This is a genomic window from Azospirillum baldaniorum (genome assembly GCF_003119195.2).
Lineage (GTDB): Bacteria > Pseudomonadota > Alphaproteobacteria > Azospirillales > Azospirillaceae > Azospirillum > Azospirillum baldaniorum.
In genome coordinates, this window is the sequence record NZ_CP022255.1 from 369,138 (window position 1) to 392,213 (window position 23,076).

Annotated in this window: 24 protein-coding genes; 7 read left to right on the forward strand and 17 right to left on the reverse strand. The window is 69.6% G+C overall.

The window, feature by feature from the left end:
* Positions 1-42: 42 nt before the first annotated feature.
* Both Sp245p_RS23935 and Sp245p_RS23940 read left to right on the forward strand, forming a co-directional pair.
* Positions 43-2,421 carry a glycoside hydrolase family 31 protein gene (locus tag Sp245p_RS23935; RefSeq protein WP_109138962.1) on the forward strand — a complete coding sequence of 793 codons (2,379 nt, stop codon included), beginning with the start codon at positions 43-45 and terminating at the stop codon, positions 2,419-2,421.
* A gap of 290 nt (positions 2,422-2,711) precedes the next feature.
* Positions 2,712-3,383, forward strand: a complete 672-nt coding sequence (locus tag Sp245p_RS23940; protein ID WP_014199023.1) for a TerC family protein — start codon at positions 2,712-2,714, stop codon at positions 3,381-3,383.
* A 102-nt stretch (positions 3,384-3,485) separates the two neighbouring features.
* On the opposite strand, the gene Sp245p_RS23945 is transcribed toward Sp245p_RS23940, so the two are convergent.
* The 11 genes from Sp245p_RS23945 to Sp245p_RS23995 all read right to left on the reverse strand — a co-directional run bounded on the left by Sp245p_RS23945 (position 3,486) and on the right by Sp245p_RS23995 (position 12,960).
* A complete protein-coding gene (locus Sp245p_RS23945; protein ID WP_014199022.1) occupies positions 3,486-3,833 on the reverse strand; it encodes a RidA family protein in 348 nt (115 codons plus the stop codon).
* 56 nt (positions 3,834-3,889) lie between these two features.
* A complete protein-coding gene (locus Sp245p_RS23950) occupies positions 3,890-4,669 on the reverse strand; it encodes a transporter substrate-binding domain-containing protein (protein WP_014199021.1) in 780 nt (259 codons plus the stop codon).
* A 35-nt stretch (positions 4,670-4,704) separates the two neighbouring features.
* Positions 4,705-5,067, reverse strand: coding sequence for a RidA family protein (locus Sp245p_RS23955; RefSeq protein ID WP_041813769.1), 363 nt, complete (start codon positions 5,065-5,067; stop codon positions 4,705-4,707).
* A gap of 38 nt (positions 5,068-5,105) precedes the next feature.
* On the reverse strand, positions 5,106-6,233 hold the full coding sequence (locus tag Sp245p_RS23960) for an NAD(P)/FAD-dependent oxidoreductase (protein ID WP_014199019.1): 1,128 nt from the start codon (positions 6,231-6,233) through the stop codon (positions 5,106-5,108).
* Between the two features lie 18 nt (positions 6,234-6,251).
* Positions 6,252-7,661, reverse strand: coding sequence for an FAD/NAD(P)-dependent oxidoreductase (locus Sp245p_RS23965; protein ID WP_109139031.1), 1,410 nt, complete (start codon positions 7,659-7,661; stop codon positions 6,252-6,254).
* Positions 7,662-7,666: 5 nt separating this feature from the next.
* Positions 7,667-7,963 carry a (2Fe-2S)-binding protein gene (locus Sp245p_RS23970; RefSeq protein ID WP_014199018.1) on the reverse strand — a complete coding sequence of 99 codons (297 nt, stop codon included), beginning with the start codon at positions 7,961-7,963 and terminating at the stop codon, positions 7,667-7,669.
* Positions 7,944-9,077: an NAD(P)/FAD-dependent oxidoreductase gene (locus Sp245p_RS23975; protein WP_109139032.1), complete on the reverse strand. Its 1,134-nt coding sequence runs from the start codon at positions 9,075-9,077 to the stop codon at positions 7,944-7,946. The genes Sp245p_RS23970 and Sp245p_RS23975 overlap by 20 nt, the downstream gene beginning before the upstream one ends.
* Positions 9,078-9,085: 8 nt before the next feature.
* Entirely contained in the window at positions 9,086-9,886 is an 801-nt protein-coding gene (locus tag Sp245p_RS23980) for an ABC transporter permease (RefSeq protein ID WP_040137502.1), read from the reverse strand.
* Positions 9,883-10,818, reverse strand: a complete 936-nt coding sequence (locus Sp245p_RS23985; RefSeq protein WP_014199015.1) for an ABC transporter permease — start codon at positions 10,816-10,818, stop codon at positions 9,883-9,885. The genes Sp245p_RS23980 and Sp245p_RS23985 overlap by 4 nt, the downstream gene beginning before the upstream one ends.
* Positions 10,815-11,858, reverse strand: a complete 1,044-nt coding sequence (locus Sp245p_RS23990) for an ABC transporter ATP-binding protein (RefSeq protein ID WP_109138963.1) — start codon at positions 11,856-11,858, stop codon at positions 10,815-10,817. Before Sp245p_RS23990 ends, Sp245p_RS23985 begins: the two co-directional genes overlap by 4 nt.
* Positions 11,859-11,925: 67 nt before the next feature.
* A complete protein-coding gene (locus tag Sp245p_RS23995; RefSeq protein WP_014199012.1) occupies positions 11,926-12,960 on the reverse strand; it encodes an ABC transporter substrate-binding protein in 1,035 nt (344 codons plus the stop codon).
* Positions 12,961-13,120: 160 nt separating this feature from the next.
* On the opposite strand from Sp245p_RS23995, the gene Sp245p_RS24000 reads away from it, so the two are divergent.
* Positions 13,121-14,026, forward strand: coding sequence for a LysR substrate-binding domain-containing protein (locus Sp245p_RS24000; RefSeq protein WP_014199011.1), 906 nt, complete (start codon positions 13,121-13,123; stop codon positions 14,024-14,026).
* Between the two features lie 16 nt (positions 14,027-14,042).
* On the opposite strand, the gene Sp245p_RS24005 is transcribed toward Sp245p_RS24000, so the two are convergent.
* The 5 genes from Sp245p_RS24005 to Sp245p_RS24025 form a co-directional block, all read right to left on the reverse strand.
* Positions 14,043-14,807: an amino acid ABC transporter ATP-binding protein gene (locus Sp245p_RS24005; protein WP_014199010.1), complete on the reverse strand. Its 765-nt coding sequence runs from the start codon at positions 14,805-14,807 to the stop codon at positions 14,043-14,045.
* 52 nt (positions 14,808-14,859) lie between these two features.
* Entirely contained in the window at positions 14,860-15,522 is a 663-nt protein-coding gene (locus Sp245p_RS24010; RefSeq protein ID WP_014199009.1) for an amino acid ABC transporter permease, read from the reverse strand.
* Between the two features lie 207 nt (positions 15,523-15,729).
* A complete protein-coding gene (locus Sp245p_RS24015) occupies positions 15,730-16,584 on the reverse strand; it encodes a transporter substrate-binding domain-containing protein (protein ID WP_014199008.1) in 855 nt (284 codons plus the stop codon).
* Between the two features lie 172 nt (positions 16,585-16,756).
* A complete protein-coding gene (dapA, locus tag Sp245p_RS24020) occupies positions 16,757-17,656 on the reverse strand; it encodes a 4-hydroxy-tetrahydrodipicolinate synthase (protein ID WP_014199007.1) in 900 nt (299 codons plus the stop codon).
* Between the two features lie 373 nt (positions 17,657-18,029).
* Entirely contained in the window at positions 18,030-19,184 is a 1,155-nt protein-coding gene (locus tag Sp245p_RS24025) for an alpha-hydroxy acid oxidase (protein WP_014199006.1), read from the reverse strand.
* A 220-nt stretch (positions 19,185-19,404) separates the two neighbouring features.
* Between Sp245p_RS24025 and Sp245p_RS24030 the strand changes: the two genes are divergently transcribed.
* From Sp245p_RS24030 to Sp245p_RS24045, 4 genes are all read left to right on the forward strand, one after another.
* Positions 19,405-20,841, forward strand: a complete 1,437-nt coding sequence (locus Sp245p_RS24030) for an FAD-binding oxidoreductase (protein WP_014199004.1) — start codon at positions 19,405-19,407, stop codon at positions 20,839-20,841.
* 65 nt (positions 20,842-20,906) lie between these two features.
* On the forward strand, positions 20,907-21,530 hold the full coding sequence (locus Sp245p_RS24035) for a helix-turn-helix domain-containing protein (RefSeq protein ID WP_041813767.1): 624 nt from the start codon (positions 20,907-20,909) through the stop codon (positions 21,528-21,530).
* A 50-nt stretch (positions 21,531-21,580) separates the two neighbouring features.
* Positions 21,581-21,835 (forward strand): type II toxin-antitoxin system RelE family toxin, encoded by a 255-nt coding sequence (locus tag Sp245p_RS24040; RefSeq protein ID WP_014199002.1) that lies wholly within the window; start codon positions 21,581-21,583, stop codon positions 21,833-21,835.
* Positions 21,828-22,196 carry a helix-turn-helix domain-containing protein gene (locus Sp245p_RS24045; protein ID WP_014199001.1) on the forward strand — a complete coding sequence of 123 codons (369 nt, stop codon included), beginning with the start codon at positions 21,828-21,830 and terminating at the stop codon, positions 22,194-22,196. Before Sp245p_RS24040 ends, Sp245p_RS24045 begins: the two co-directional genes overlap by 8 nt.
* On the opposite strand, the gene Sp245p_RS24050 is transcribed toward Sp245p_RS24045, so the two are convergent.
* Positions 22,189-23,058 (reverse strand): TonB family protein, encoded by an 870-nt coding sequence (locus Sp245p_RS24050; RefSeq protein WP_014199000.1) that lies wholly within the window; start codon positions 23,056-23,058, stop codon positions 22,189-22,191. The two genes, Sp245p_RS24045 and Sp245p_RS24050, sit on opposite strands and share 8 nt — an antisense overlap.
* Positions 23,059-23,076 lie beyond the last annotated feature (18 nt).

Genomic DNA, 23,076 nt, shown 5'->3' on the forward strand with positions numbered 1-23,076 from the left:
CCCCCAAACCTCAGGTCTCATGACGTCAGGAGTTCACGCGCCATGCGCACGCTGACCGGCGCCTCCCTCGTTGCGCCCGCCCTGTCCCGCGACGGGGCGCAAGCCGGCCCCCAAGGGATCGCCTTCGACCTCGACCGCGGCTACCGCCTGACCCTGTTCCCGCTGGGGCCCGCGCTGGCGCGCGTCCTCATCGAGCGGCCGGGCGGGCTGCGCACGCCGCGCACCTGGTCGCTGGCGCCCGAGCTGTCGGGCGAGACCGACCCCGCGCTGGCCGACCCCATCGACGGGCGCGACCGCCGCGACCTGACCGGCTTCCCCGGCACGCCGGCAGCGGTCGAGGAGAGCGCCGACTGCGTCACCGTCACCACCCCCGGCTGGCGCGTCGTGGTCCAGCGCTCGCCCCTGGCGCTGCGCTGGTACGAGCCGGCGGCGGAGGGCGACGGCTGGCGCCTCGTCCTCGCCGACCGGCCGACCCAGCCCTACCTGTTCGACGACCGCTCCCCCCGCTTCGCCCACCATCTGGTCAGCCACGCCGGGGAGCGCTACCACGGCTTCGGCGACAAGAGCGGCGGCACCGACAAGCGCGGCCGGCGCCTCGCCATGGGGACGACCGACGCGCTCGGCTACGACGCGGAGACGAGCGACCCGCTCTACAAGCACATCCCCTTCTGCCTCAGCGTGCGGCCGGAGCGCGGCGGGGCGGCGGTCGGCGTCTTCTACGACAACCTGTCGCGCGGTCTCTTCGACCTCGGCCAGACCATCGACGCCTACCACGGCGACTTCATCCGCTTCGAGGCGTCGGACGGCGACCTCGACTGCTACGTCCTGTTCGGCCCGAGCGTTCCGCAGGTGGTGGCGAACTTCACCGCCCTGACCGGCCGCACCTCCTTCCGGCCGCGCTGGGCGATCAGCTATTCCGGCTCGACCATGCAGTACACCGACGCGCCGGACGCCGGGGTGCGGCTGCTCGGATTCCTCGACGCGCTGAGGGAGCACGGCCTGCCCTGCGGGTCGTTCCAGATGTCGTCCGGCTACACGATGATCGGCGACAAGCGCTACGTCTTCCACTGGAACCGCGACAAGTTCCCCGAGCCGGAGGCGGTGACCGCCAAGTTCGCCGAGGCCGGCGTCCATCTCGTCGCCAACATCAAGCCGGCACTGCTCGACGACCATCCGAAATTCGCCGAGGTCCAGGGCTTCGGCGGCTTCGTGCGCGACAGCGACGCCCCGGACCGCCCGCAGACCACCCAGTTCTGGGGCGGCGACGGCGCCTATCTCGACTTCACCAACCCGGCAACCACGCGCTGGTGGATGGCGAACGTCACGCGGGAGCTGCTGGAACGCGGCATCGGCTCGACCTGGAACGACAACAACGAGTTCGAGATCTGGGACGACGCGGCGGTCTGCGACGTCAACGGCCATGGCGGCACGATGGCGACGCTGCGCCCGGTGCAGACCCATCTGATGATCCGCGCCTCGCATCTGGCCCAGGTGGCGCACGCCCCGGACAAGCGCCCCTACCTGATCTCGCGCTCCGGCGGGCCGGGCCTCCAGCGCTATGTGCAGACCTGGTCGGGCGACAACCGGACGAGCTGGAAGACGCTGCGCTGGAACCTGCGCATGGGGCACGGCTTCAGCCTGTCGGGGCTGTTCGACTACGGCCACGACGTCGGCGGCTTCGCCGGTCCCCGGCCGGAGCCGGAGCTGCTGATGCGCTGGATCGAGCAGGCGGTGTGGTGGCCGCGCTTCACCATCCATTCCTGGAACGACGACGGCAGCGTCACCGAGCCCTGGACCTATCCGGAGCTGCTGCCCCAGGTGAAGGCCGCGCTCGACTGGCGGGAGCGGCTGGTGCCGCTGCTCTACACGCTGCTGTGGCGGGCGCACCGCGACCATGACCCGGTGATGCGGCCGCTGTTCTACGACTTCCCCGACCAGCCCACCGCCTACGGGGAGGAGGACAGCACCATGGTCGGCGACCGGCTGCTGGTCGCCCCGGTCCTCGACCCCGGCCGGACGGAGCTGGAGGTCTGGCTGCCGGCGGTGCCCGGCGGCTGGTACGACCTGCGCGACGGCCGGCGTTACGACGGCGGCGGGCGCGTCACCGTGGCGGCGCCGCTGGGCGTGTCCCCGGCCTTCGTCCGGGCCGGCACGCTGCTGCCGCTCGGCCCCGCCCCCTCCTGGGCCGACGGTCCGCTGACCGTCCGCTGCTTCCCCGGTCCGGAGGGCTACGCCCCGCTGACCCTGTTCGACGACGACGGGGAGAGCGTGTGCCGCGAGGAGTCCGTCTGCCTGCTGACCATCAGCGGCACGGACGCGGCCGCCCTGTCAGTGAGCCGCAGCGGCGGCCGGGCGCCACGCTGGACCTCCCTGTCCATCGAGGTGGCGGACGGCACGCCGGTCGGCAGCCTGCCTCTCTGACGGGGCCGCTCTGACCGGGCAAAACGGCACGCCCATGTCCAAGGGCGTGCCGCCCCACCCCACACAGGATCGCATGGCCGCCCCGGCGAAACCGAAGTGGTGGAATCCGGCGTGTTGGTATAAAGACCGGCTTACCAGGCCGGGCCCCTCTGACAGTTCCCTGAACTGTGATGTCGGACTGGAGACATTCAGAGTGGCCCCCGCCCGCCCCTGCCGGCAGCGTTTCTGCCGTGTGCCTGGTCCCGCCCGTGGGTGCTGCTCTCTTGCCCTATGCTAGAGGAAGGCACCGCATGACCGATCTGTTCACAGCCGAAGCGCTCGCCGCGCTGCTTCAAGTCATCGCCATCGACCTCGTTCTGGCCGGCGACAACGCCATCGTGGTCGGCATGGCCGCCGCGGCGGTGCCGCTGGCCCAGCGCCGCAAGGTCATCTTCTGGGGGATCGCCGCCGCCATGGGGCTGCGCGTGTTCTTCGCCCTCATCACCACTCAGCTCCTCGCCATCATCGGCCTGACCCTGGCGGGCGGCGTCCTGCTGCTCTGGGTGTGCTGGAAGATGTTCCGCGAGCTGCGCAGCCACGGCGCCGACGAGATCGCCCCCGACGAGGCGATGGACGCGCCCGACCCCTCGGGCACCGTCACCGCCGGTGTGGCGGGCAACGCCGCCGTCGCGGCGGCCGGAGCGACCACCTTTGGTGCTGCCATCTGGCAGATCGTGGTGGCGGACGTGTCGATGTCGCTCGACAACGTGCTGGCGGTGGCCGGCGCCGCCAAGGAACACCCGACCATCCTGGTGATCGGTCTGGTGCTGTCGGTCGTTCTGATGGGTGCGGCCGCCAACATGATCGCGCATGTGCTGCACAAGCACCGCTGGATCGGCTGGGTCGGCCTCGCCATCATCTCCTACGTCGCGCTCGACATGATCTGGCGCGGCAGCAACGAAGTCCTCCGCCACATGGCGTGAGGACATGGCGTGAGGCCGACCGCCGATCACGGTCGGGCTCGTTGACCGGGGGCGCCCGCCGCACCATCACGGTGCCGGGCGCCCCTGTTCGTTTGGGAGTGGTTAAACGGCCGCCGTCACCACGACCTCGATCAGGATCGACGGGTCGCCCAGGTCGGCGACGCCGATGGTGGCGCGGGCCGGCAGGTCGTCGCCGTTCAGCCACTCCAGCCACGCGGCGTTCATGCCGTCCTTGGCCTTCATGTCGGTGATGAAGAGCTGGGCGGACAGCAGCTTGGTCTTGTCCGTGCCGGCCATGGCGAGCACGGCGTCCAGCTTCCGGCAAATCTGGGCGGTCTGCTCCTGCATGCCGACGCTGACGTCGTCGGCGATGATGCCGCCGAGGAAGGCGATGCCGTTGCTGACGACGACGCGGTGCATGATCTTGGTCTTTTCAACGCGCTTGATCACGAGAACTCTCCCGGTTTTGGTTGGTATCGGTACGGTTGTTGGTCAGGGCTTGGTTTTCAGGGGGTGACAGTGAAGTCGACGTACTTGGCGGCGATGCGGGCCAGCGTGCCGTCCTGGACGACCGAGGCGATGGCGGCGTCGAAGGCGGCCTTGAGGTCCGCGTCCTCCTTGCGCAGGCCGACGCCCACGCCGGGGCCGAACACCTCGGCGTCGACCAGCGGCTTGCCGACGAGCTGGAGCGATTTCGAGGCGTCGGCCTTCACCCAGTCGGATGCGGTGGCGCCGGTGGTGATGGCGGCGTCGATGCGCCCGCTCTTCAGGTCGGCCAGCAGGTTCGACGCGGTGTCGTAGTTCTTCAGCGAGACGGTCTTGCCGAAGTGCTTCTCGACGTAGCGGTAATGGGTGGTCGAGGTCTGGGCGCCGACCGACTTGCCGGCCAGGGTGGCCTCGGTTCCGTCAATGCCGCCGCCGGTGGCCGCGACGAAATAGGCCGGTACGACCATGTAGGGGGCGGAGAAGGCGATGGCCTTCGCGCGCTCCGGCGTGATGTTCATGGTCGCCATGATCGCGTCGTAGCGGCGCGACAGCAGGCCGGGGATGATGCCGTCCCAATCCTGGGCGACCAGGGTGCAGCGCCGCTTAATGCGCTCGCACAGCGCGTTGGCCAGCTCCACCTCCAGCCCGCCGAGCGTGCCGTCGGGAGAGGTCATGTTGAAGGGCGGGTAGGCGCCCTCCGTCGCGATGCGCAGCGGCGGACCGTCGGCGCGCGAGGCCGTGGGGACGGCCGCCGCGAGGGCGCACAGGCCCATCGCCAGCCCGAGGGCCAGACGTTTCATGGAAAACTCCGGTTTGGTAAATCGGTAGGAGCCGATCAGAGGGCGGCGATCACCTGAATCTCGACCAGCAGGTCTGGGTCGGCGAGCTTGGCCTCGACGGTCGCGCGGGCCGGGGCGTTGGCGCGATCCACCCAGGCGTCCCAGGCGGCGTTCATCGCCGCGAAGCCGGCCATGTCGGCGAGATAGACGGTGGCGGTGAGCAGCCGGCTCTTGTCCGTGCCGGCGCGCTCCAGCAGAACGTCGATCTGGCGCAGCACGTCGCGGGTCTGCGCCGGCACGTCGTGGGTCACGCCGCCCATGGCCTCGAAATCGGCGATCTGGCCGCACAGATAGACGGTGCCGTTATGAACGACCATCTCGCTCATCCGCGGGCCGCAATCGAAACGCTGAATCGTCAAAACGTGGGTCTCCTGAAAAGGCCGCTCCGCCGGAGCGGTCACGCGGCGGCCGCTGTGTGGCGGAATCGCTGGATGCGGAAGGCGTCGATGGGCAGGTCGGTCGCCCCGCGGGTGATCAGGTCGGCGGTGATCCGCCCGACGATCGGGCCGAGCTGGAAGCCGTGGGCGGAGAAACCGAAGGCGTGGAACACCCCTTCCTCCGTGCCGCTGGGGCCGATCACCGGGATGTCGTCGGGCATCCGCGCCTCGATCCCCGCCCAGGCGCGGACGATGGTGGCGCTGCGCATGATCGGGAACAGGTCCCACACCGTGCGGGCGTTGGTGGTGACGTTGGCGAAGTCCAGATCCGTCCGGTTCTCGTCGCGGTAGGCGCGGCCCAGCAGCCCGCCGCCGATCAGCACCGTCCCATTGGGAAACTGCTTGAAGGACAGGGTGCGGCCCGTCGCCCCGACCACCGGCTTGAGGAAGGGGGGCACGCGGGCGGTGATCATCAGCATGGGCGCGATGACCTCCAGCGGCACCGGCTCGCCGAGCTGGGCGGCCAGCCGGTCGGCCCAGGCCCCGGCGCAGTTGACCAGCACCGGCGCCTCGTGCGCGGCGCCGTCCGCCGTCTCCACCCGCCAGTTGCGGCCCGAGCGGGCGACCCGCGCCACCGCCGCCCCTTCGTGGAAGCGGGCGCCCAGGCTCTCCGCCTTGCGCTTGAAGGCGAAGGTCGTGCGGTAGGGGATGGCCGCCCCGTCGCGGCGCGACACCAGCGCGCCGAGGCAATGCTCCGCGATGGACGGGACGAGGCGGCGCAGCTCCGCCTGATCCACCACCTCCTCGTGCGTGAAGCCGAGTGCGGCGAGCTGGGCCGCCCGGTCCCGGCAGGAGTCCAGCTCCGCCTCGGTCTCGGCGACCTTGAGCTGGCCGTGGCTTTCGAAGCCGCAATCGTCGTCCACGAGGTCGCGGATGCCGTGCCACAGCGCCATGGAGGCGACGGACAGCGGCACCTCCGCGGCATGGCGGCCGAGCTGGCGCACCCCGCCGGCGTTCACGCCGGAGGCGTGGCGGCCGATGTGGTCCTTCTCCAGCACCAGCGCCCGGACCCCGCGCATGGCGAGGTGCAGCGCGGTGGAGCAGCCGTGCAGGCCACCCCCGACGACGATGACGTCCGGCTCCGACATGGCGTCCCCCCTGCCCCGTCAGTGGTGCATCACGGCGGCCACCTCGTCCTCGGCCTTGGGCAGCGAGGCGAGTTCGGCCAGCGTGATCGGCTTCACCGGCGGGCGCAGCCGGTAATAGCCGACCTCCGCCGGGGAGACGCCGCGGGCGTCGGCGATGACCTCGACCACGGTTGGGCCGCACAGCCGCCCCTGGCACGGCCCCATGCCGCAGCGCAGGAAGGACTTGGTCTGGTTCGGCCCGCTGACGCCCAGCTTCACGGCGTCGCGCACCTGCCCCGCCGTCACCTCCTCGCAACGGCAGACGATGGTGTCGTCGGCGGGGACACGGAAATCCTTGCCCGGCCGGTAGAGCGCGTCGAGGAAGTCGCGGCCGCGCAGCGCCCGGTCCAGCGCCTCACGGTGGGGGGCGGCGTCGCGGTCGCGGGTGGCGCGGTCGATGGCGCCCAGCCGGTGCAGGGTGTCCAGCGCCGTCAGCCGGCCGCGGTGCTCCGCCGCCAGCGCGCCGCCGATGCCGGCCCCATCGCCAGCGATGGAGACTCCCTCCACCGACGTGGCGCCCCAGCCGTCGACGTCCGGCACCCAGCAGCGCTGCGCCTCGTCCCAGGACTGGGCGCAGCCGATGGCGTTGGCGAGGTTGATGTTGGGGATCACCCCGTGGTGCAGGAGGAGCGTGTCGGCCGGAAGGCGCTGCTCGGCGCCGTTCCCCTGGCGATAAACGACCGTCTGCACCCGCCCGTCACCCTCGGCGCGCAGGGCGGAGACGTTGCCGATCACCTTGACCTTGCGCCGGACCTCCAGCAGCAGCTTCAGCCCCTTGCCGACATAGCCGGAGCGGGCGAAGGCCGGCAGGAGCGGCATGGCCTGACGCCAGTTCTCCCGCGGCGTGGTGTCGAGGATCGCGTCGATGCGCGCGCCGGCCCGCAGATACTGCCAGGCGAGCAGCCAGAGCAGCGGCCCGGTGCCGGCCATGACCACGTTGCCCGAGGCGACGAGGCCGGAGGTCTTGAGCAGGATCTGCGCCGCTCCCGCCCCCATCACGCCCGGCAGCGTCCAGCCGGGAACCGGGAAGGGCCGCTCCAGCGCGCCGGTCGCCAGGATGACGTGCCGCGCCGGCAGGATTCGCGCCGCACCGTCGCGCGACAGGCCGATGTCGAGCGTGCGCGAGACGCTCCACACCGCCGCACCGGGCAGATAGTCGGCGCCGCTGTCGCGGAACGGCCCGACCAGATCGGCGCCGTGCCAGTAGTCGGTCCCGAGGACGCTGGGATTCCTCACCGGCGAGCGGGTGATGGCGCGGTAGATCTGGCCGCCGGGAGCCGCCTGCTCGTCGAGCAGGACGGTGGACAGGCCGCGCTGGGCGGCCAGCGTGGCGGCGGCGAGGCCGGCCGGGCCGGCGCCGATCACCGCCAGATCGTAACGAGGCTTCAGGTCGGTCACCGCTCGATCTCCCGCTTGCCGTTCTGGGTCTCCACCCGCATGCCGGGGCGGACGCGGATCTGGCAGCCCTGCTGGTTTCCGGTGCCGTCGATGGTCACCAGACAGTCGAAGCACACGCCCATCATGCAGTAGGGGCCGCGCGGGGCGCCGGACACCGGGGTGGTCCGGCAGGCGCCGACCCCGTTGGCGATCAGGGCGGCGGCGACGCTGTCGCCGGACAGCGCCTCGGCCGGGCGGCCGTCGATGGTGAAGGAGACGCGCTCTCCGCCCGCGTCAGGCAACCGCTGGAACATGGAACCTCCGGGCGCTGAAGGCCGAGAATTCGTCGGGCAGGGTGCCGGCGGCGATGTGCGGCGCCAGCGCCAGCGCGTGGTTGGCGGCGAGCGTCACGCCGCTGTGGCAGGTGGCGACGAAGGCGCCGGGCATGGTGGTGGACTGCTCGTAGATCGGGAAGCCGTCCGGGGTCAGCACGCGCAGCGCCGCCCAGGTCCGCACCACGTTCAGCTTGCCGAGCAGCGGGAAGATGCGCAGCGCGCGGTCGGCGATGGTCGAGGTGACGCCGTTGCGCACCGTGGTGTCGAGCCCGGCATCCTCGAAGCTGTCGCCGATCATCACGCCGCCCTCGTCGGTCTGGCGGATGAAACCGACAGGAAACTTCAGGAAGGGGGCGGTCTTCTCCGTCACGATGATGTGGCCGCGCTCCGGCCGTACCGGGGCGTCGAGCCCGACCATCGGGGCCAGCCGGCGCGCGTCGTGCCCGGCGGCGATGACCACCTTGCCCGACCGCACCTCGTCCCCCGAGGCGGTGACCATGCGGAACCCGCCGTCGCGCGGCTCGATCCGCTCCACCCGGTGGTGCGGACGGTAGGACATGCCGGACCGGACCATCCCGGTGTGCAGCGCGCGCAGCAGCTTCAGCGAGTTGCAATGACCGTCGAGCGGGCAGTAGCTCGCCCCGACCACGTCCTTGCCGATGAAGGGCATCTCCTTCGCCACGGCGGCGCGGTCCATCATCTCGTAGTCGTAGCGGACGACGTTCGGCTGGTTGTGCAGGCGGCGGAGCTGGCCGGCGCGCCGCTCCATCTCCTCCTCCGACAGCAGGGGCAGGAAACCGCCCGGCCGGCGGTAGCACACGTCGATCCCGGTCTGCTCCTGAAGCCGCTCGGCGAAGCCGGTCCAGGTGTCGGAGGACATCTTGGTCCAGCCGGCGTATTCCGGTAGGCCCAGCCCCTTGCCCTGCACCCAGACCAGGGCGAAGTTGCCGCGCGACGGGCGGACGGCCACGTCCCCCTCGTCAAGGACGGCGACCGTCTGCCCCTGCTGGGCGAGGCCCCAGGCGATGGCCGACCCGACCAGCCCGCCGCCGATCACGGCGACGTCGCAGTCGGACCTCGTTCTCTCGGTCATGGTGACGCTCACTCCTGTCCGCGGCCGACCAGCAGCCTCTCAAGTCCGTAGAGCCGGTCGAGCACCAGCATCGCCGCCACCGTCATGAAGATCAGCGAGGCGGACACCGCGGCGACCAGCGGGTCGATGTTGTCCTGGATGTAGAGGAAGAGACGCACCGGCAGCGTCGTCGTCTCGGGCGAGGCGATGAAGACGGTCATCGTCACCTCGTCGAAACTGTTGATGAAGGCCAGCACCCAGCCGCTCGCCACGCCCGGCAGGATCAGCGGCAGCGTCACCCGCCGGAAGGTCGTCCAGGAGGTGGCGCCGAGCGAGGCCGCGGCGTTCTCGATGGAGCGGTCCATGCCGGTGGAGGCCGCCAGGATCAGCCGCAGCGCGAAGGGCAGGATGATGACCACATGGCTCAGCACCAGCCCGGCGAAGGTGCCGCCCAGCCCGATCTGCGTGAAGAAGCGCAGGAAGGCGATGCCCAGCACGATGTGCGGCACCATCAGCGGCGACAGGAACAGCGCGGTGATCGCCTCGCGCCCGCGGAACTGGTGGCGGGCGATGGCCAGCGCCGCCGGGACCGAGAAGGCCACCGCGATGGTGGAACTGACCGCCCCCAGCAGCAGGCTGTCGCGGAAGGCCCGCGCGAATTCCGGGTTGTCGCCGATGGCCTTGAACCAGCGCAGCGACAGCCCCTCGGTCGGCAGCGACAGATAGCCCTGCGAGGTGAAGGCGACCACGCAGACCACCAGGATCGGCGCCAGCAGGAAGGCCAGGAACAGCGTGTGGAAGACCAGGGCGACGGGGCCGTTGCGGTTCATTCGAACACCTGCTTGTAGCGACGTTCGACCAGCCGGTTGCAGCCGACGATGATCACGATGTTGGCGAGCAGCAGAAGGATCGCGATGGCGGCGCCCAGCGGCCAGTTCAGCGTGTTCAGAAACTCGTCGTAGGCCAGCGTCGCCGCCACCTTCAACCGCCGCCCGCCGATGATCGCCGGGGTGGCGAAGGCACTTGCGGCCAGCGCGAAGACGATGATCGAACCCGACAGGATGCCCGGCACCACCTGCGGCAGCACCACGCGGCGCAGCACCGTGAAGGGCTTGGCCCCCAGCGACAGCGCGGCATTCTCGACCTGCGGGTCGAGCCGCTGCAGCGACGCCCAGACCGACAGCACCATGAAGGGCACCAGCACGTGGGTCAGCGCGATGATGACGCCGGTCTCGGTGTACATGAACTCGATCGGCGTCGCGATCAGCCCAACCGCCATCAGCGCCGTGTTGATGATGCCGGTGGAGCCGAACAGCAGCGCCCAGCCGAGCGTGCGTGACACCACCGAGATCAGCAGCGGCCCCAGGACGACCAGCAGGCACAGGCCGCGCCAGGGCGACCGCATGCGGCGCAGGATGTAGGCCTCCGGCGCGCCGAGCACGGCGCAGAGCAGGGTCACCACCACAGCGATGCGGAAGGTGCGCAGGAAGATTTCGTGGAAATAGTCGTCGGTGACGATGTCGATGTAGTTGCCGAGCTGCCAGACGTCCTGGATGCCCGTGTAGAATCCGAAGCTGTTCAGCGACAGCAGCCCGGTCATGACCAGCGGCACCAGCAGCAGCACCGCGAACAGAGCCAGCGCCGGCAGGCTGAGCAGGTAGGGCGCCAGCGGACGCCGCTCCGGCCGCGGCGGCGGGGCATCGGCCGCCGTATCCGTGTCCGGGGAGTCGATCAGTGATTTGTGAGCGTCCACGGCGGTCATGCCTCACCCGCCATCACGCGCATGTCCTCCGCCCGCCAGCCGAGCATGACCGGCTCGTTTTCGGCCGGCAGGGTTTGGCCGTCGTGCTGGCGGATCACCGTCAGGTCGCCGGCCTCCGTGCGGATTTCGAACAGCCATTGGGTTCCCTGAAAGACCCGCGCCCGGACGAGGCCCGGCACGCCGCCGCCGTCCACGAAGCGGACCTTCTCCGGCCGCACGGTCAGCAGGCCGGGGCCGTCCGGCAGCTCCGCAGCGACCGGCCACGCCGTTCCGGCCACGTCGATGCGCCGCCCGGCGCCGTCGCGGCGCACCACACCCTGGAGCAGGTTGGTGCGGCCGAGGAAGTTGGCGACGAAGGCGCTGGCCGGGTTGTCGTAGGCGTCCTGCGGGGCGGCGACCTGCTCGACCCGGCCCTTGTTCATGATGACCACCCGGTCGGACAAGGCCATCGCCTCCGCCTGATCGTGGGTGACGAGGATCATGGTGGTGCCGACGCTGCGCTGGATGCGCCGAAGCTCGATCTGCATCTCCTCGCGCATCTTGGCGTCGAGGTTGGACAGCGGCTCGTCGAGCAGCAGCAGGCTCGGCTTGATGACCATGGCGCGGGCCAGCGCCACGCGCTGCTGCTGGCCGCCGGACATGCGCCGCGGGTAGCGGTCGCCGAAGGCCCCCAGCCCGACGAGCTGGAGCGCGTCGCGCACCATGCGGTCGCGGTCGGCGCGCGGGATGCCGCGCATCTCCAGCCCGAAGGCGACGTTCTCCGCCGCCGTCATGTGGGGGAACAGGGCGTAGCTCTGGAAGACGATGCCGAGCCCGCGCTCGTTGGGCTTCCTGGCCAGCAGGTCGGCGCCGTCCAGCGTGACGCGCCCGGCGCTGGGGTCGAGGAAGCCGGCGATCATCTGGAGCGTCGTGGTCTTGCCGCAGCCCGACGGACCGAGCAGCGAGACCAGCTCCCCCTTCTCCACCGTCAGGGACAGGTTGTCGACGGCGACCCAGGGGCCGAACCGCTTGGTCAGCCGATCGAGGACAAGGTAAGGCATGGCGTCGTCTCCCACCAAGGAGCCTGGAAAAGTCCGGCCCGCCGCGGGTGCGGGCCGGATGCGGGGGTCAGCGCTCGATCTCGCGGGTCCAGCGCTTGTTCCAGGCCTCGCGGTTGGCGTTGATGGTGTCCCAGTCGACCACCAGCAGCTTGCCCATCTGCTCGGGGCCGTAGGGGATGCCCACCTGCTGGTCGGCGGTCAGGGTGACGGTCTTGTTGACCGGGCCGAAGCCGGCGCCGGTCGCCATCACGGTCTGCACCTCGGGCGACAGCATGTGCTGGATGAACTGCTGGGCTTCCGCCGCCTGCTTGCTGCCGGTGATGGCGCAGGCCGCCGAGGCCAGCACGACGCCGCCCTCCTTGGGGTAGACGAAGGCGGCGGGGAAGCCGGTGTCGGCCAGCGCCTTGGCGCGGCCCGAGCCCCAGACGGCGACGGTGGCCTGCCCGCTCTGGAACAGCTCGGTCATCTTGCCCGGCGACGGCTCGTAGGCGAGCACGTTCGGGTTCACCTTGTCCTTGAAAGCCTTGAAGCCGGGGTCGATGTTCTTCTCGCCGCCGCCGTCGAGCCGCGCCATCATCACCAGCGCGTGCAGGCCGTAGCTGTTGTTGATCGGCGGGACGACCAGCTTCTTGCGGAACTTGGCGTCCTCGATGTCCTTCCAGGAGGCGGGGGCGGCCCAGCCGTTCTCGTCGAAGACCTTTTTGTTGTAGACGATGCCGGTGCCGACCGCGCCGACGCTGACCGCCTTGCCCGAGGGGATCTTCGCCAGATCGTAGAGGTCGTCGTAGACCGGCGCCTTGGCGATGTCGGTGCAGAAGCCCAGCGCCACCGCCTGGTACATCGGGCCGTCGTCCAGGATCACCACGTCGATCTGCTGGTTGCCCTTCTGGGCCTGGAGCTTGGCGAGGTTGTCGGTGGAGTTGCCGGCGACATACTCGACCTTCACGCCCGTCTTGCTCTCGAAGGCCGGGATGATGTCCTTGCGCATGGTCTGTTCGAAGGACCCGCCGTAGGCGGCGACATACAGGGTCTTCTGCTGCGCCTGCGCGGCGCCGCATCCCAGGGCGGCGGTTGCCATCAGGCCGTACACCAACGCTCGCATCTGTCCCTCTCCTGTTCTGGTTCGTTTCCCAGCGGTGCGCGTTTTGTCGCACCCCCGGAGCGTCGCGCCCCGCTGGCATAATCGTCAAATCGAATTGTTTGTGGTGTCTATAACTGAATGTTATACTGCAACGCATCTGACACCCTTGGACCGCACCGGAATGCTCAATCCCCGCCAGATCGAGGCGTTCCGCGCCGTCATGCTGACCGGCGGGATCACCGCGGCGGCGGAGCTTCTGAACATCTCCCAGCCGGCGGTCAGCCGCCTGATCGCCGACCTGCAATACGCGCTGAAGCTGACCTTGTTCGAGCGGCGTGGCTCGCGCATCGCGCCGACCAGCGAGGCCATGTCGCTGTACCAGGAGGTGGAGCGGTCCTTCGTCGGGCTGGAGCGGATCGAGCAGGCGGCGCGCGACCTCCAGGAGCGGCGGGCGGGCACGCTGCGGGTGGCCGCCATGCCGGCGATGGCCATCGGCTTCCTGCCGCGCTTCGTCGCCCGCTTCCTTGAGGAGCGGCCGCGGGTGGACGTGTCGCTGTGGGGCAGCAGCTCCCCCCAGGTGCTCGATTGGGTGGCCGCCGGCCAGTGCGAGCTGGGCTTCGGCCAGTCGGCGGTGGAGCACGCGACGGTGCTGTGCGAGCGGATGCCGCGGGTGCGGGCGGTCGCCGTGGTGCCGAGCAACCATCCCCTGGCCGCGCGCAAGCGGCTGGTCCCGGAGGACTTCGCGGGCGAGGCGTTCATCGCGCTCGGCGCCGCCACGCTGATGCGCTATTCCATCGACGCGATGTTTGCCGAGCACGGTGTCGCCCGGACCATGCGGGTGGAGACGCAACTCACCATGATCGCCTGCGCCATGGTCGCCGCCGGGGCGGGAATCTCCATCGTCGATCCCTTCACGGCGCAGGAGTATGCGGGGCGCGGCGTCGCCATCCGCCCCTTCGAACCGGCCATCACCTTCGAAATGGCGGTGCTGCATTCGGCGCAGCGGTCGCTGTCCACCCTCGCGCAGGATTTCCTGGGTGGGTTCCGCGACGCCGTCGCCACCTTCCGCCTGCCCGATCAGGACTGACGCCGGTTCAGCCCCCTCAGCCGCGCGTGTGGAAATGGCTGAGGAAGGCGCGTGTAGCCTCCTGCTGTGGCCGGTCGATGACGTCGCGCGCCGGCCCCTCCTCCACGATCACGCCGTCGCGCATGAAGATCACGCGGTCGGCGACCTCGCGGGCGAAGGCGATCTCGTGGGTCACGATGATCATCGTCATGCCCTCGGCGGCGAGGTCGCGCATCACCCCCAGCACCTCCGACACCAGCTCGGGATCGAGGGCGGAGGTCGCCTCGTCGAACAGCATCACCTCCGGCTCCATGGCGAGCGCGCGGGCGATGGCTACGCGCTGCTTCTGCCCGCCGGACAGCCGGTCCGGGTAGGCCTCGGCCTTGTCGGCCAGCCCGACCTTGGCGAGCAGCCGGCGCCCGATGGCCTCGGCCTGCGCCTTCGGCATGTTCTTGGCGGAGACCGGCCCCTCCATCACGTTGCCCAGCACGGTCATGTGCGGGAACAGGTTGAAGTGCTGGAACACCATGCCGGTGTTGGAGCGGAACTTCGCCTGCGCCTTGGGCCGGGGCAGCGCCTTCCCCGTCTCGAAGTCGAAGGCATCACCGCCGATGCGGATGCGGCCGCCGTTGGGCACCACCAGCAGATTCAGGCAGCGCAGCAGGGTGGACTTGCCCGACCCCGAGGGGCCGATCAGCGCCACCACGGCTCCGGGGTCGACCTTCAGGGTGATGTCGCGCAGGACGACCAGTTCGCCGAATTGCTTCCTCAGCCCGGCGACTTCGATCTTGGGAATGCTCATGGGAAAGGCCCTCTCGCGTTGGATCGCCGGGGGAACGTCAGTGACCCGGACCTTAATGACCGGTCTGGAGCTGCTTCTCGCCCCGCTTCACGATGGCCGTCAGGGGGACCAGCACGACGAAGTAGATCAGCGCGACGATGGTATAGACCTCCAGAGGGCGGAAGGTGTCCGTCGCGGCGACCTGCCCCTGGTAGAGAAGGTCCGGCACCGCCACCACCGAGACCAGCGAAGTGTTCTTGAACTGGATGATCGACTGGTTCATCAGCGGCGGGATCATGCGCTTGACCGCCTGGGGCAGCACGATGCGTCGCATCACCTTGGCCGGCGTCATGCCGAGCGCCAGCCCGGCCTCCGTCTGTCCCGCCTCGATGGAGACCACACCGCCCCGGATCACCTCCGCGTAGAAGGACCCGCCGTAGAGCGACAGGGTGAGGACGGAGGCCGTCACCGCGTCGATCTGGATGCCGGTCAGCATCGGCAGCGCGTAGTAGAACCACAGAAGCTGCACCAGCAGGGGCGTGCAGCGGAACAGCTCGATGTAGGCCCAGGAGATCCAGCGCAGCACCGCGAAGCGCGAGAGCTGGGCCAGCCCGCCGACCAGCCCGAGCAGCAGGCCCAGCACGACGACGGCGGCCGTCAGGCCGATGGTGACCAGCGTGCCGTTGAGGAACAGCCAGCGGTATCCCCAGAGCATCTCGAAGTTGAAGGTGTACATGGCGGGCCTGCTTGCAAAACTTCGGAACGGCGGCCGAATCCCCGCGGGGCCGGCCGCCGTGCGCCATCGGAACCCAAATTCATCGACAGGTTCCTTCAAAGCGGATTGCAATCCGCTTTGGACCGCGACGGCGGTCCCGGCCGCACGTGCGGCCGAAGCCCGCCGGCGAGTGAGGCGATGTGACTCTAAAGCGAACGGACGTTCGCTTTAGAAGGTGATGCCTTCCGGGATGTCGCTCATGGCGATGTCCACCTTGGCGAGGCTGTTCACCACCGCTTCGCGGATCAGACCCAGGCCCTGGGCGTAGACGATCCAGGTGTTCACGAAGTCGCGCAGGGTCTTGTCCGGCTCGCGCCGCACCGCCGCGTTGGAGGTGGAGCCGAAGATCGGGCGCGGCACGATCACCTTGCCCAGCGACGGGTCGCGCTTCACCGCGCGCACGCCGCCCATCCAGAAGATCGACTGGGCGTCGGCCCGGCCGCTGCGCACGGCCAGCGTCGCCTCGTCCAGCGACTTGAAGCGGATGATCTGGGCGTTCGGGCAGAGGCGGCTGGCCACTTGGTCGTGGGCGGAACCGACGTCCACCGCGATCTTCACCTCCGGCTTGTTCATGTCGGCCCAGCTCTTCGGCTCGAAGCCCGGCTTGGCGATGACGACCAGGGCGCTGTTGTAGACCGGCACCGTGAAGTCGACGGCCAGGGCGCGTTTGGGCGTCGGGTTCATGCCGAACATGACGTCGATCTTGTTGGCCTGGAGATCGAGGATGGCGTTGCCCCAGGTGGTCTCGACCACCTCGATGCCGACGTCCATGTCGGCGGCGAGCGCCGACCCGATGTCCCAGAACTGACCCGACCACTGGCCGGTCGTCTGGTCCTTCATGATCCAGGGGGCGCCGGTCGCCACACCGCCGATGCGCAGCTTCTTGGCCTTCAGGACCCGGTCGAAGGAGCTGCCGCCCTCCTGCGCCGCGGCCGGGGCGATGCCCGCCGCCATGGTGGCCCCGAAAGCCCCGACCGCCGCGCCGGCGCCCAGAAACCCAGCCAGTTCCCTGCGATTCACCATGTCCGTCTCCCTTGTGGTCCGTCGGGCTGTCCGACCGGATGTGTCGTGACGTGTGTGTCGTGACGTGTCTTCGGGCCATTCCGTGTTCGTTGACCGGCCGCCGCCGCGGCTTCGCGTTGTTGGGGCGCTCTCGAGAAAGAAGCCGGGGCGCCCGGAGTGTTCTTTTCGGCCGTCAGGCGAGCGCGATGTCGCGCGCGTGCCGCGCGACGGCCTGGAGCTTCTCGGTGGTTTCGGCGGTCGGCGCGGTCAGCGGCAGCCGCACCCCGCCGACCGGCATGCCGGCCATCGCCATGAAGGCCTTCAGCGGGCCGGGGTTGGTTTCCAGGAAGATGGAATTCACCACCGGGTCGATCTGGGTCTGCTCGGCCAGCGCCTCGTTCAGCTTGCCGGCGCGCGCCAGCGCGAAGATGCGCAGCCAGATCTTCGGGTAGATGGTCGCCGAGGCCAGCACGCCGCCCCGCGCGCCCAGCGCGACGTGGGTGGCGAACAGCGGTTCCTCGCCGCTCAGCACCGAGATCTTGTCGCCGGCGTACTTCATCGTCTTGATGAATTCCGGCATGTCGTAGGAGGAGAACTTCATGCCGATGATGGAGCCGTCCTCCGCCATCGCCTGCACGCCCTCGGCGGTGACCGCCACGGTGGTGCGGCGGGGGATCTGGTAGAGCATGACCGGCAGGTCCACCGCGTCGCGGTAGGCGCGGAAATAGGCGCGCATGCCCTCCTGGGTGCCGGCGGCGTAATAAGGGGTGACGGTCATCACCGCGGCGGCCCCGGCGGCGGCGAAGTCGCGCCCGGCTTCGACCGCGTCCTGGAAGCCGGTGGACAGCACGCCGGGGATCACCGGCTTGCCACCGGCCTCCTCCACGCAGGCGGCGACCACGCGTTTGCGCTCGTCCCGCGACAGGGCGGGATACTCGCCGGTGCCGCCGATCGGCACGACGCCGGACGCCCCGGCGTCGAGCTGGTGGCGCACCAGCCGCTTCAGGCCGGCGATGTCGACGGAACCGTCGACCGTCAGCGGCGTGACGATGGCGCTGAACAGGCCGCTGATCTCCGAATGGGTGAGTGCCATGGGGTCCTCGGATTTCCTAAGCGTGGCGTTTGAGGCGTGGCGTAAGGGTGTGTGGCGGCCGCAGGGCGGCCTCGCCCCCGCGATGCGGGAAGCCGGTTCGGGACGATCGGAAAAAGCGCGATGAAACGAGTCCGATGAAATCGACAAAGACCGGCGCACCGCCGGAAATCCGTGCCTGAACCCGCACCCGGATCAACGCTCGGGTGGGTGCCGGAGGGAACGGGGGCGATGGAGCGTCCCTTGTGAGACCTCGATCCGGCCCCGCCCGCTTCCGACAACGGAGATGTGACCCTATTTTTCCTTTTGCTGCAACAACAAATCGTTTCATGGATGAAAAGTGATGATACGATAAAATCTGGCGCGCCAACACACGTCAACGTGGCCGTTCCACCGTCCCCACGATGTCGGCCACGGTCGGGGCGCCGAGGAAACCCATGGTGGTCAGAAGCTCGCGCCGGATCATCTCCAGCACCGCCTGCGCACCGGCCGCCCCGTCGGTGGCCAGCCCGTAGAGAACGGCACGGCCAAGCAGCACGCCCTGCGCTCCGAGCCCCAGATAGCCGGCAACGTGGCTGCCGCGCCGCACCCCGCTGTCCGCCAGGACGGTCACCCGGTCGCCGACCCGCTCGGCGATGTCCGTCAGACAGCGCACGGGGTGGATGGCGTGGTCCAGGTTGCGGGCGCCGTGATTGGACACAACGATCCCGTCCACCCCCAGTTCGGCGGCCTTCTCCGCGTCGTCGGCGCGCAGCACGCCCTTCAAAATCAGCTTGCCCTTCCAGGCGTCCCGCAAGCTCCGCACGTCGCCCCACCCCACGTCCTGGGCGAGGCCGATCTCGTCGCCGACGGCGACCCGACCCAGCGCGGTGCGGAACTCGTCGGGATAGTGGGCGTAGGTCGGCACGCCGCCGTTGCGCAGATACTTGGCGAAAACCCCGGCGAACCAGCGCGGGTGGGCGAGACAGTCCAGCCCGGCGCGCACCGACGGCTTGATCGGAATCCCGAAGCCGTTGCGGACGTTGTATTCGCGATTGGGCGTCACCGCCGTGTCCACGGTCAGGACCAGGGCCTCCGCCCCGGCCCGTTCGGCGCGCCGCACCAGCTCGCGGGTGCGCTCGCGGCTGCGCCAGACATAGAGCTGGAACCACAGCCGCGCCCCGGATTCCCCGGCGATCCGCTCGACGGAGGTGATGGACTGGGTGGAGACGCAGAAGGGAATGCCGACCGCGGCGGCGGCCTTGGCCAGTTCGACCTCGCCGTCGTACCAGACCAGCCCGGCCACGGCGGTGGGCGCCACGACCAGCGGCATGGGCTGATCCACCCCGAACAGGCGGGTGGTGGCGTCGCGTTTCGACACGTCCACCAGAACGCGCGGCTTGAAGACGAGGCTGTCGAGTGCCGTTTTGCTCGTCGCGATGCCAGTTTCGTCCTCGGCTCCGCGGTCGATGTACTCGAACAGGCCGCGCGGGAGGCGGGCGCGTGCCCGCTGCCGGGCCTCGGCGATGTTGAGCGACGCGGTCACCGCCATTTCCCCGGTTTCCGCGGGAAGACGCGTGCATCGCACGATTCGCAGGATGTGCCCATTGGGTGCTGCTCCGACAAAAATTATCTTTTCGGGAACAATTTTTCGTATGCTAGACATAAGGAAACAGTATCGTCAACGTCCGATCGTCCTGGCCGATTGTCCGCCTCACCGACCTCCACCCCGGCGCCCCTCCTCCGGCCCCGAAGCCACAAGGACCTGCCCGATGCGTGACCCACAGGCTCTGCTGACGTCGCTGCGCACGCTCCTGGGGGAGCGCCATGTGGTCACGCAGGCGACGGACCTCGAACCGCTGACCCGCGACTGGCGGGGCCGCTACCAGGGCACGGCGCTGTGCGCCGTCTATCCGGCGGACACGGAGCAGGTGGCGGCGACTGTCCTGCTGGTGCGCGAGCATGGTGGGAAGATCGTGCCGCAGGGCGGCAACACCGGCATGTGCGGCGGTGCCACGCCCTTCTCGGAGGAGGCGGTGGTGCTGCGGCTCGACCGGCTGAACCGGGTCCGGCAGGTCAGCCCGCTGGACAACACCATGACGGTGGAGGCCGGCTGCATCCTGGCCGACCTGCAGGCCCGCGCACAGGAGGCCGGGCGCCTCCTTCCGCTCAGCCTGGGGGCGGAGGGGAGTTGCCAGATCGGCGGCAACATCGCGACCAACGCCGGCGGCACGGCGGTCCTGCGCTACGGCCCGATGCGCGACATGGTGCTGGGGCTGGAGGTGGTGCTTCCCGACGGCTCGGTGATGAACGACCTGAAACGGCTGCGCAAGGACAACAGCGGCTACGCCGTGCGCCACCTGTTCATCGGGGCGGAAGGCACGCTGGGCATCATCACGGCGGCGGTGCTGAAGCTGTTCCCGCAGCCGCAGGCCAACGCCACCGCCATGGCTGGCGCCGGGCATCTCGACCAGGCGCTGGAGTTGCTGGCCTCCGTCCGCTCCCGCCTCGGCGACCGGGTCAGCGCCTACGAGGTCATGTCGCACTCCCAGATGCAGCTCGTGCTCGACCACATTCCCGGCAGCACCCTGCCCTTCGCGGAGCCGCACCCCTGGTACGTGCTGATCGAGGCCGAGGACAGCTTCGCCGCCATGGATCTGGCCTCAATTCTTGAGGATTGCCTTGCCGACGCGCTGGAGCGCGGCCTCGTCGCCGACGCCGTGATCCCCAGGAGCGAAGCGCAGCGCGAGGCGCTGTGGCGCCTGCGCCATTCGGTATCGGAAGCGAACAAGGTTTCCGGCATCAGCGTCTCCTACGACACCGTGGTGCCGCTCGACCGGCTGGGCGACTTCGCGGCGGAGACGGAGCGCGGCGTGCGCGCCGCCTTCCCGCAGGCGCGGCTGTTGTTCGTCGGCCATGTCGGCGACGGCAACCTGCATGCGGTGATCCATTTCGATCACGACGCCTTTCCTTCCCGCGCCGACTTCGAGGCGACGGCGGGGCGGATCAACGAGATTGTCGACACGGCGACGCTCGCCTGCGATGGTTCGATCAGCGCGGAGCATGGGATCGGCCTCAGCAACCGCAAACGGCTCGCCGACTCCATCGACCCGGCGCGCTACCGGCTGATGACGCAGATCAAAGCGTTGCTCGACCCTGACCATATGATGAATCCTGGAAAGGTTCTTGTGTTCGAGGACCCTCAATGAAGCGGCCCGCCCTGACGACCAGGCATGTACGACGAATCGCGACACGACAGGCGGCGGACGACGCAATGGATGTGATCGACAGGCCCGACGCGGCGGCCTCCTCCCCTTCCCAGAGCGGGGCGGACGGGGAACTGGACCTCGGCGTCCGGCTGAAGAATCTGCGCAAGCGGCTGGGGCTGACGCTCCAGCAGGCGGCCGACCGCACCGGGGTCGGCGTGTCCACCCTGTCCAAGATCGAGCGGAACGAGCTGTCGCCGACCGTCACCACCCTCCAGAAGATCGCCGGCGGGTTCGACATGGACGCGGCGGCGATCATCGGCGGGCCGACCCCGGCGCTGCGTGTCGCCGGCCGCCGCTCGGTGACGCGGTCGGGGGAGGGCCGCCCTTTCCCGACCGGCACCTGCAACAACGCCTGGCTCTGCCCGGATCTGACGAACAAGGTCATGAGTCCGATCATGACCACCGTCGCCGCCCGCTCGCTCGACGCCTATCCGGAATGGGCCAAGTACGACGCGGAGCTGTTCCTCCACGTCCTCTCCGGCACACTGGTGGTTCACAGCCAGATCTACGAGCCGCTGCGTCTGGAAGCCGGCGATTCCATGTATTACGACGCCAGCACCCCCCATCTCTGGGTCTCTGAGGGGGACGAGAACGCCCGCGTGCTCTGGGTTTACGCCAAGTATCAATGACACATAACGATCCGATTGATGGATAAATAGCGGAACGCTATATTTATGCGATGCACACGATCCGCTATACCGCGGCGGCTCTGAAGACGCTTCGCCGAATGCCGCGCAACACGGCGGAGCTGATCCGCCTGAAGCTGCAGGAGGTGGCTGCCGACCCGGCGAACGCGCGGAACGTGAAGAAGCTGAAGGGCCGGGACGGCTACCGGCTCCGCGTCGGCGACTGGCGGATCGTTTATGACCTCGAATCCGGCGTGCTGGTGCTGATCGTCATCGAAATCGGCCCGAGAGGAGGCATCTATGACTGATTCCGCGCAGATCATCCGGGATGGCAACGGCAATCCGGCCTTCGCGGTTCTGCCCATCGCCGAATATGAACGATTGCTGGAAGCCGCCGACGAGGCAACCGCGACCCGCGCCTTCGATGTCTACAAGGCCACGCAACCGGAAACCTTCCCCGATGACGTGGCTGAGCGTCTGCTGGGTGGCGAGCATCCGGTGAAGGTCTTCCGCGACCACCGCGGCATGACACAGGCCCAGCTCGCCGAGGCCACCGGTCTCAAGCAGGCTTATGTCTCGCAGATCGAGGCCGGCACGCGGGGTGGTTCCGTGGATGTGCTCAAGCGGATCGCCGACGCCCTTCGGGTGGATCTCGACGACCTCACCTGACCGACACGGCGAACAGCACCGGCACCTCGACGGTGGCCGGCTTGGGCGGAGGCGGAAAGGGTGCGGTCCGGGCGACCGTCTCCAGCGCCGCCCGCTCCAGAACCGCAACGCCGGGGCCGGACAGGACGGCCATGGACTCGCCCGGAACGCTGCCGTCGCGCTGCACCGTGAAGCGCACCAGCACCGTCCCGCCCAGCCGCAACCGCCGCGCCTCCGCCGGCACCGCAAGCCGGGCCTGAAGGCGGCGGCGCACCTCCTCCAGATAGACGCGCATGGCGTCCGCGCCTCCGCCGCCAGCACCGGCATCCGCCACAGCGGAGCCGTTCATCCCGCTGCCCATCGCAGGTCCGGCCGCTGGTCCGGTTGCGGCGGCGGCCCCATCGCGATTCCCGACCATGTCCTTTGCCGGGGCGGCCGGTGCCGGGATGACCGATGCCGGGATGGCAGGTGAGGGGGCGCGGGTGGTGGCCGCCGTCACCGGTTTCACCGTCGGCTTGCGGGCCGGAAGCGGTGCAACGGAGTCCGGGACGTCGGGGGGCGAGGGGTCGGGAAGCGGAACGGCCTCGACCGGTCGCGGGTCCGGCGCCGGTTCGGCGGCGGCCAGCGGCGGCTCCGCATCGGGCTCTCCGTTACCGTCCGGGCCTCCCCCCGCTTCGCCGGCCGTTTCCGCGCCGTTTCCCGGCACGACGTCGACGCTGAAGGCCTCCGGAACCGGCTCGGCCGGATTCTCGGCCGTGGCGATCAGCAGGCCCAACAGGGCGGCATGGGCCAGGGCGGACAGGGCGAAAGCCCAGGGTGCCCATGGCCCATCCCCCTCCCCTTCTCCAACGATTGCCCCATCGCCGGCGCGCATGCCGTCCATGCTCAGGCCCCGTGCTCA

Bases quoted from the DNA above. Each gene is read 5' to 3' on its own strand.
- Sp245p_RS23935 (WP_109138962.1), top strand. From the start codon at position 43: ATGCGCACGCTGACCGGCGCCTCCCTCGTTGCGCCCGCCCTGTCCCGC.
- Sp245p_RS23940 (WP_014199023.1), top strand. From the start codon at position 2,712: ATGACCGATCTGTTCACAGCCGAAGCGCTCGCCGCGCTGCTTCAAGTC.
- Sp245p_RS23950 (WP_014199021.1), bottom strand. From the start codon at position 4,669: ATGAAACGTCTGGCCCTCGGGCTGGCGATGGGCCTGTGCGCCCTCGCG.
- Sp245p_RS23960 (WP_014199019.1), bottom strand. From the start codon at position 6,233: ATGTCGGAGCCGGACGTCATCGTCGTCGGGGGTGGCCTGCACGGCTGC.
- Sp245p_RS23970 (WP_014199018.1), bottom strand. From the start codon at position 7,963: ATGTTCCAGCGGTTGCCTGACGCGGGCGGAGAGCGCGTCTCCTTCACC.
- Sp245p_RS23975 (WP_109139032.1), bottom strand. From the start codon at position 9,077: ATGACCGAGAGAACGAGGTCCGACTGCGACGTCGCCGTGATCGGCGGC.
- Sp245p_RS23980 (WP_040137502.1), bottom strand. From the start codon at position 9,886: ATGAACCGCAACGGCCCCGTCGCCCTGGTCTTCCACACGCTGTTCCTG.
- Sp245p_RS23985 (WP_014199015.1), bottom strand. From the start codon at position 10,818: ATGACCGCCGTGGACGCTCACAAATCACTGATCGACTCCCCGGACACG.
- Sp245p_RS23990 (WP_109138963.1), bottom strand. From the start codon at position 11,858: ATGCCTTACCTTGTCCTCGATCGGCTGACCAAGCGGTTCGGCCCCTGG.
- Sp245p_RS23995 (WP_014199012.1), bottom strand. From the start codon at position 12,960: ATGCGAGCGTTGGTGTACGGCCTGATGGCAACCGCCGCCCTGGGATGC.
- Sp245p_RS24000 (WP_014199011.1), top strand. From the start codon at position 13,121: ATGCTCAATCCCCGCCAGATCGAGGCGTTCCGCGCCGTCATGCTGACC.
- Sp245p_RS24005 (WP_014199010.1), bottom strand. From the start codon at position 14,807: ATGAGCATTCCCAAGATCGAAGTCGCCGGGCTGAGGAAGCAATTCGGC.
- Sp245p_RS24010 (WP_014199009.1), bottom strand. From the start codon at position 15,522: ATGTACACCTTCAACTTCGAGATGCTCTGGGGATACCGCTGGCTGTTC.
- Sp245p_RS24015 (WP_014199008.1), bottom strand. From the start codon at position 16,584: ATGGTGAATCGCAGGGAACTGGCTGGGTTTCTGGGCGCCGGCGCGGCG.
- dapA (WP_014199007.1), bottom strand. From the start codon at position 17,656: ATGGCACTCACCCATTCGGAGATCAGCGGCCTGTTCAGCGCCATCGTC.
- Sp245p_RS24025 (WP_014199006.1), bottom strand. From the start codon at position 19,184: ATGGCGGTGACCGCGTCGCTCAACATCGCCGAGGCCCGGCAGCGGGCA.
- Sp245p_RS24030 (WP_014199004.1), top strand. From the start codon at position 19,405: ATGCGTGACCCACAGGCTCTGCTGACGTCGCTGCGCACGCTCCTGGGG.
- Sp245p_RS24035 (WP_041813767.1), top strand. From the start codon at position 20,907: ATGGATGTGATCGACAGGCCCGACGCGGCGGCCTCCTCCCCTTCCCAG.
- Sp245p_RS24040 (WP_014199002.1), top strand. From the start codon at position 21,581: ATGCACACGATCCGCTATACCGCGGCGGCTCTGAAGACGCTTCGCCGA.
- Sp245p_RS24045 (WP_014199001.1), top strand. From the start codon at position 21,828: ATGACTGATTCCGCGCAGATCATCCGGGATGGCAACGGCAATCCGGCC.
- Sp245p_RS24050 (WP_014199000.1), bottom strand. From the start codon at position 23,058: ATGGACGGCATGCGCGCCGGCGATGGGGCAATCGTTGGAGAAGGGGAG.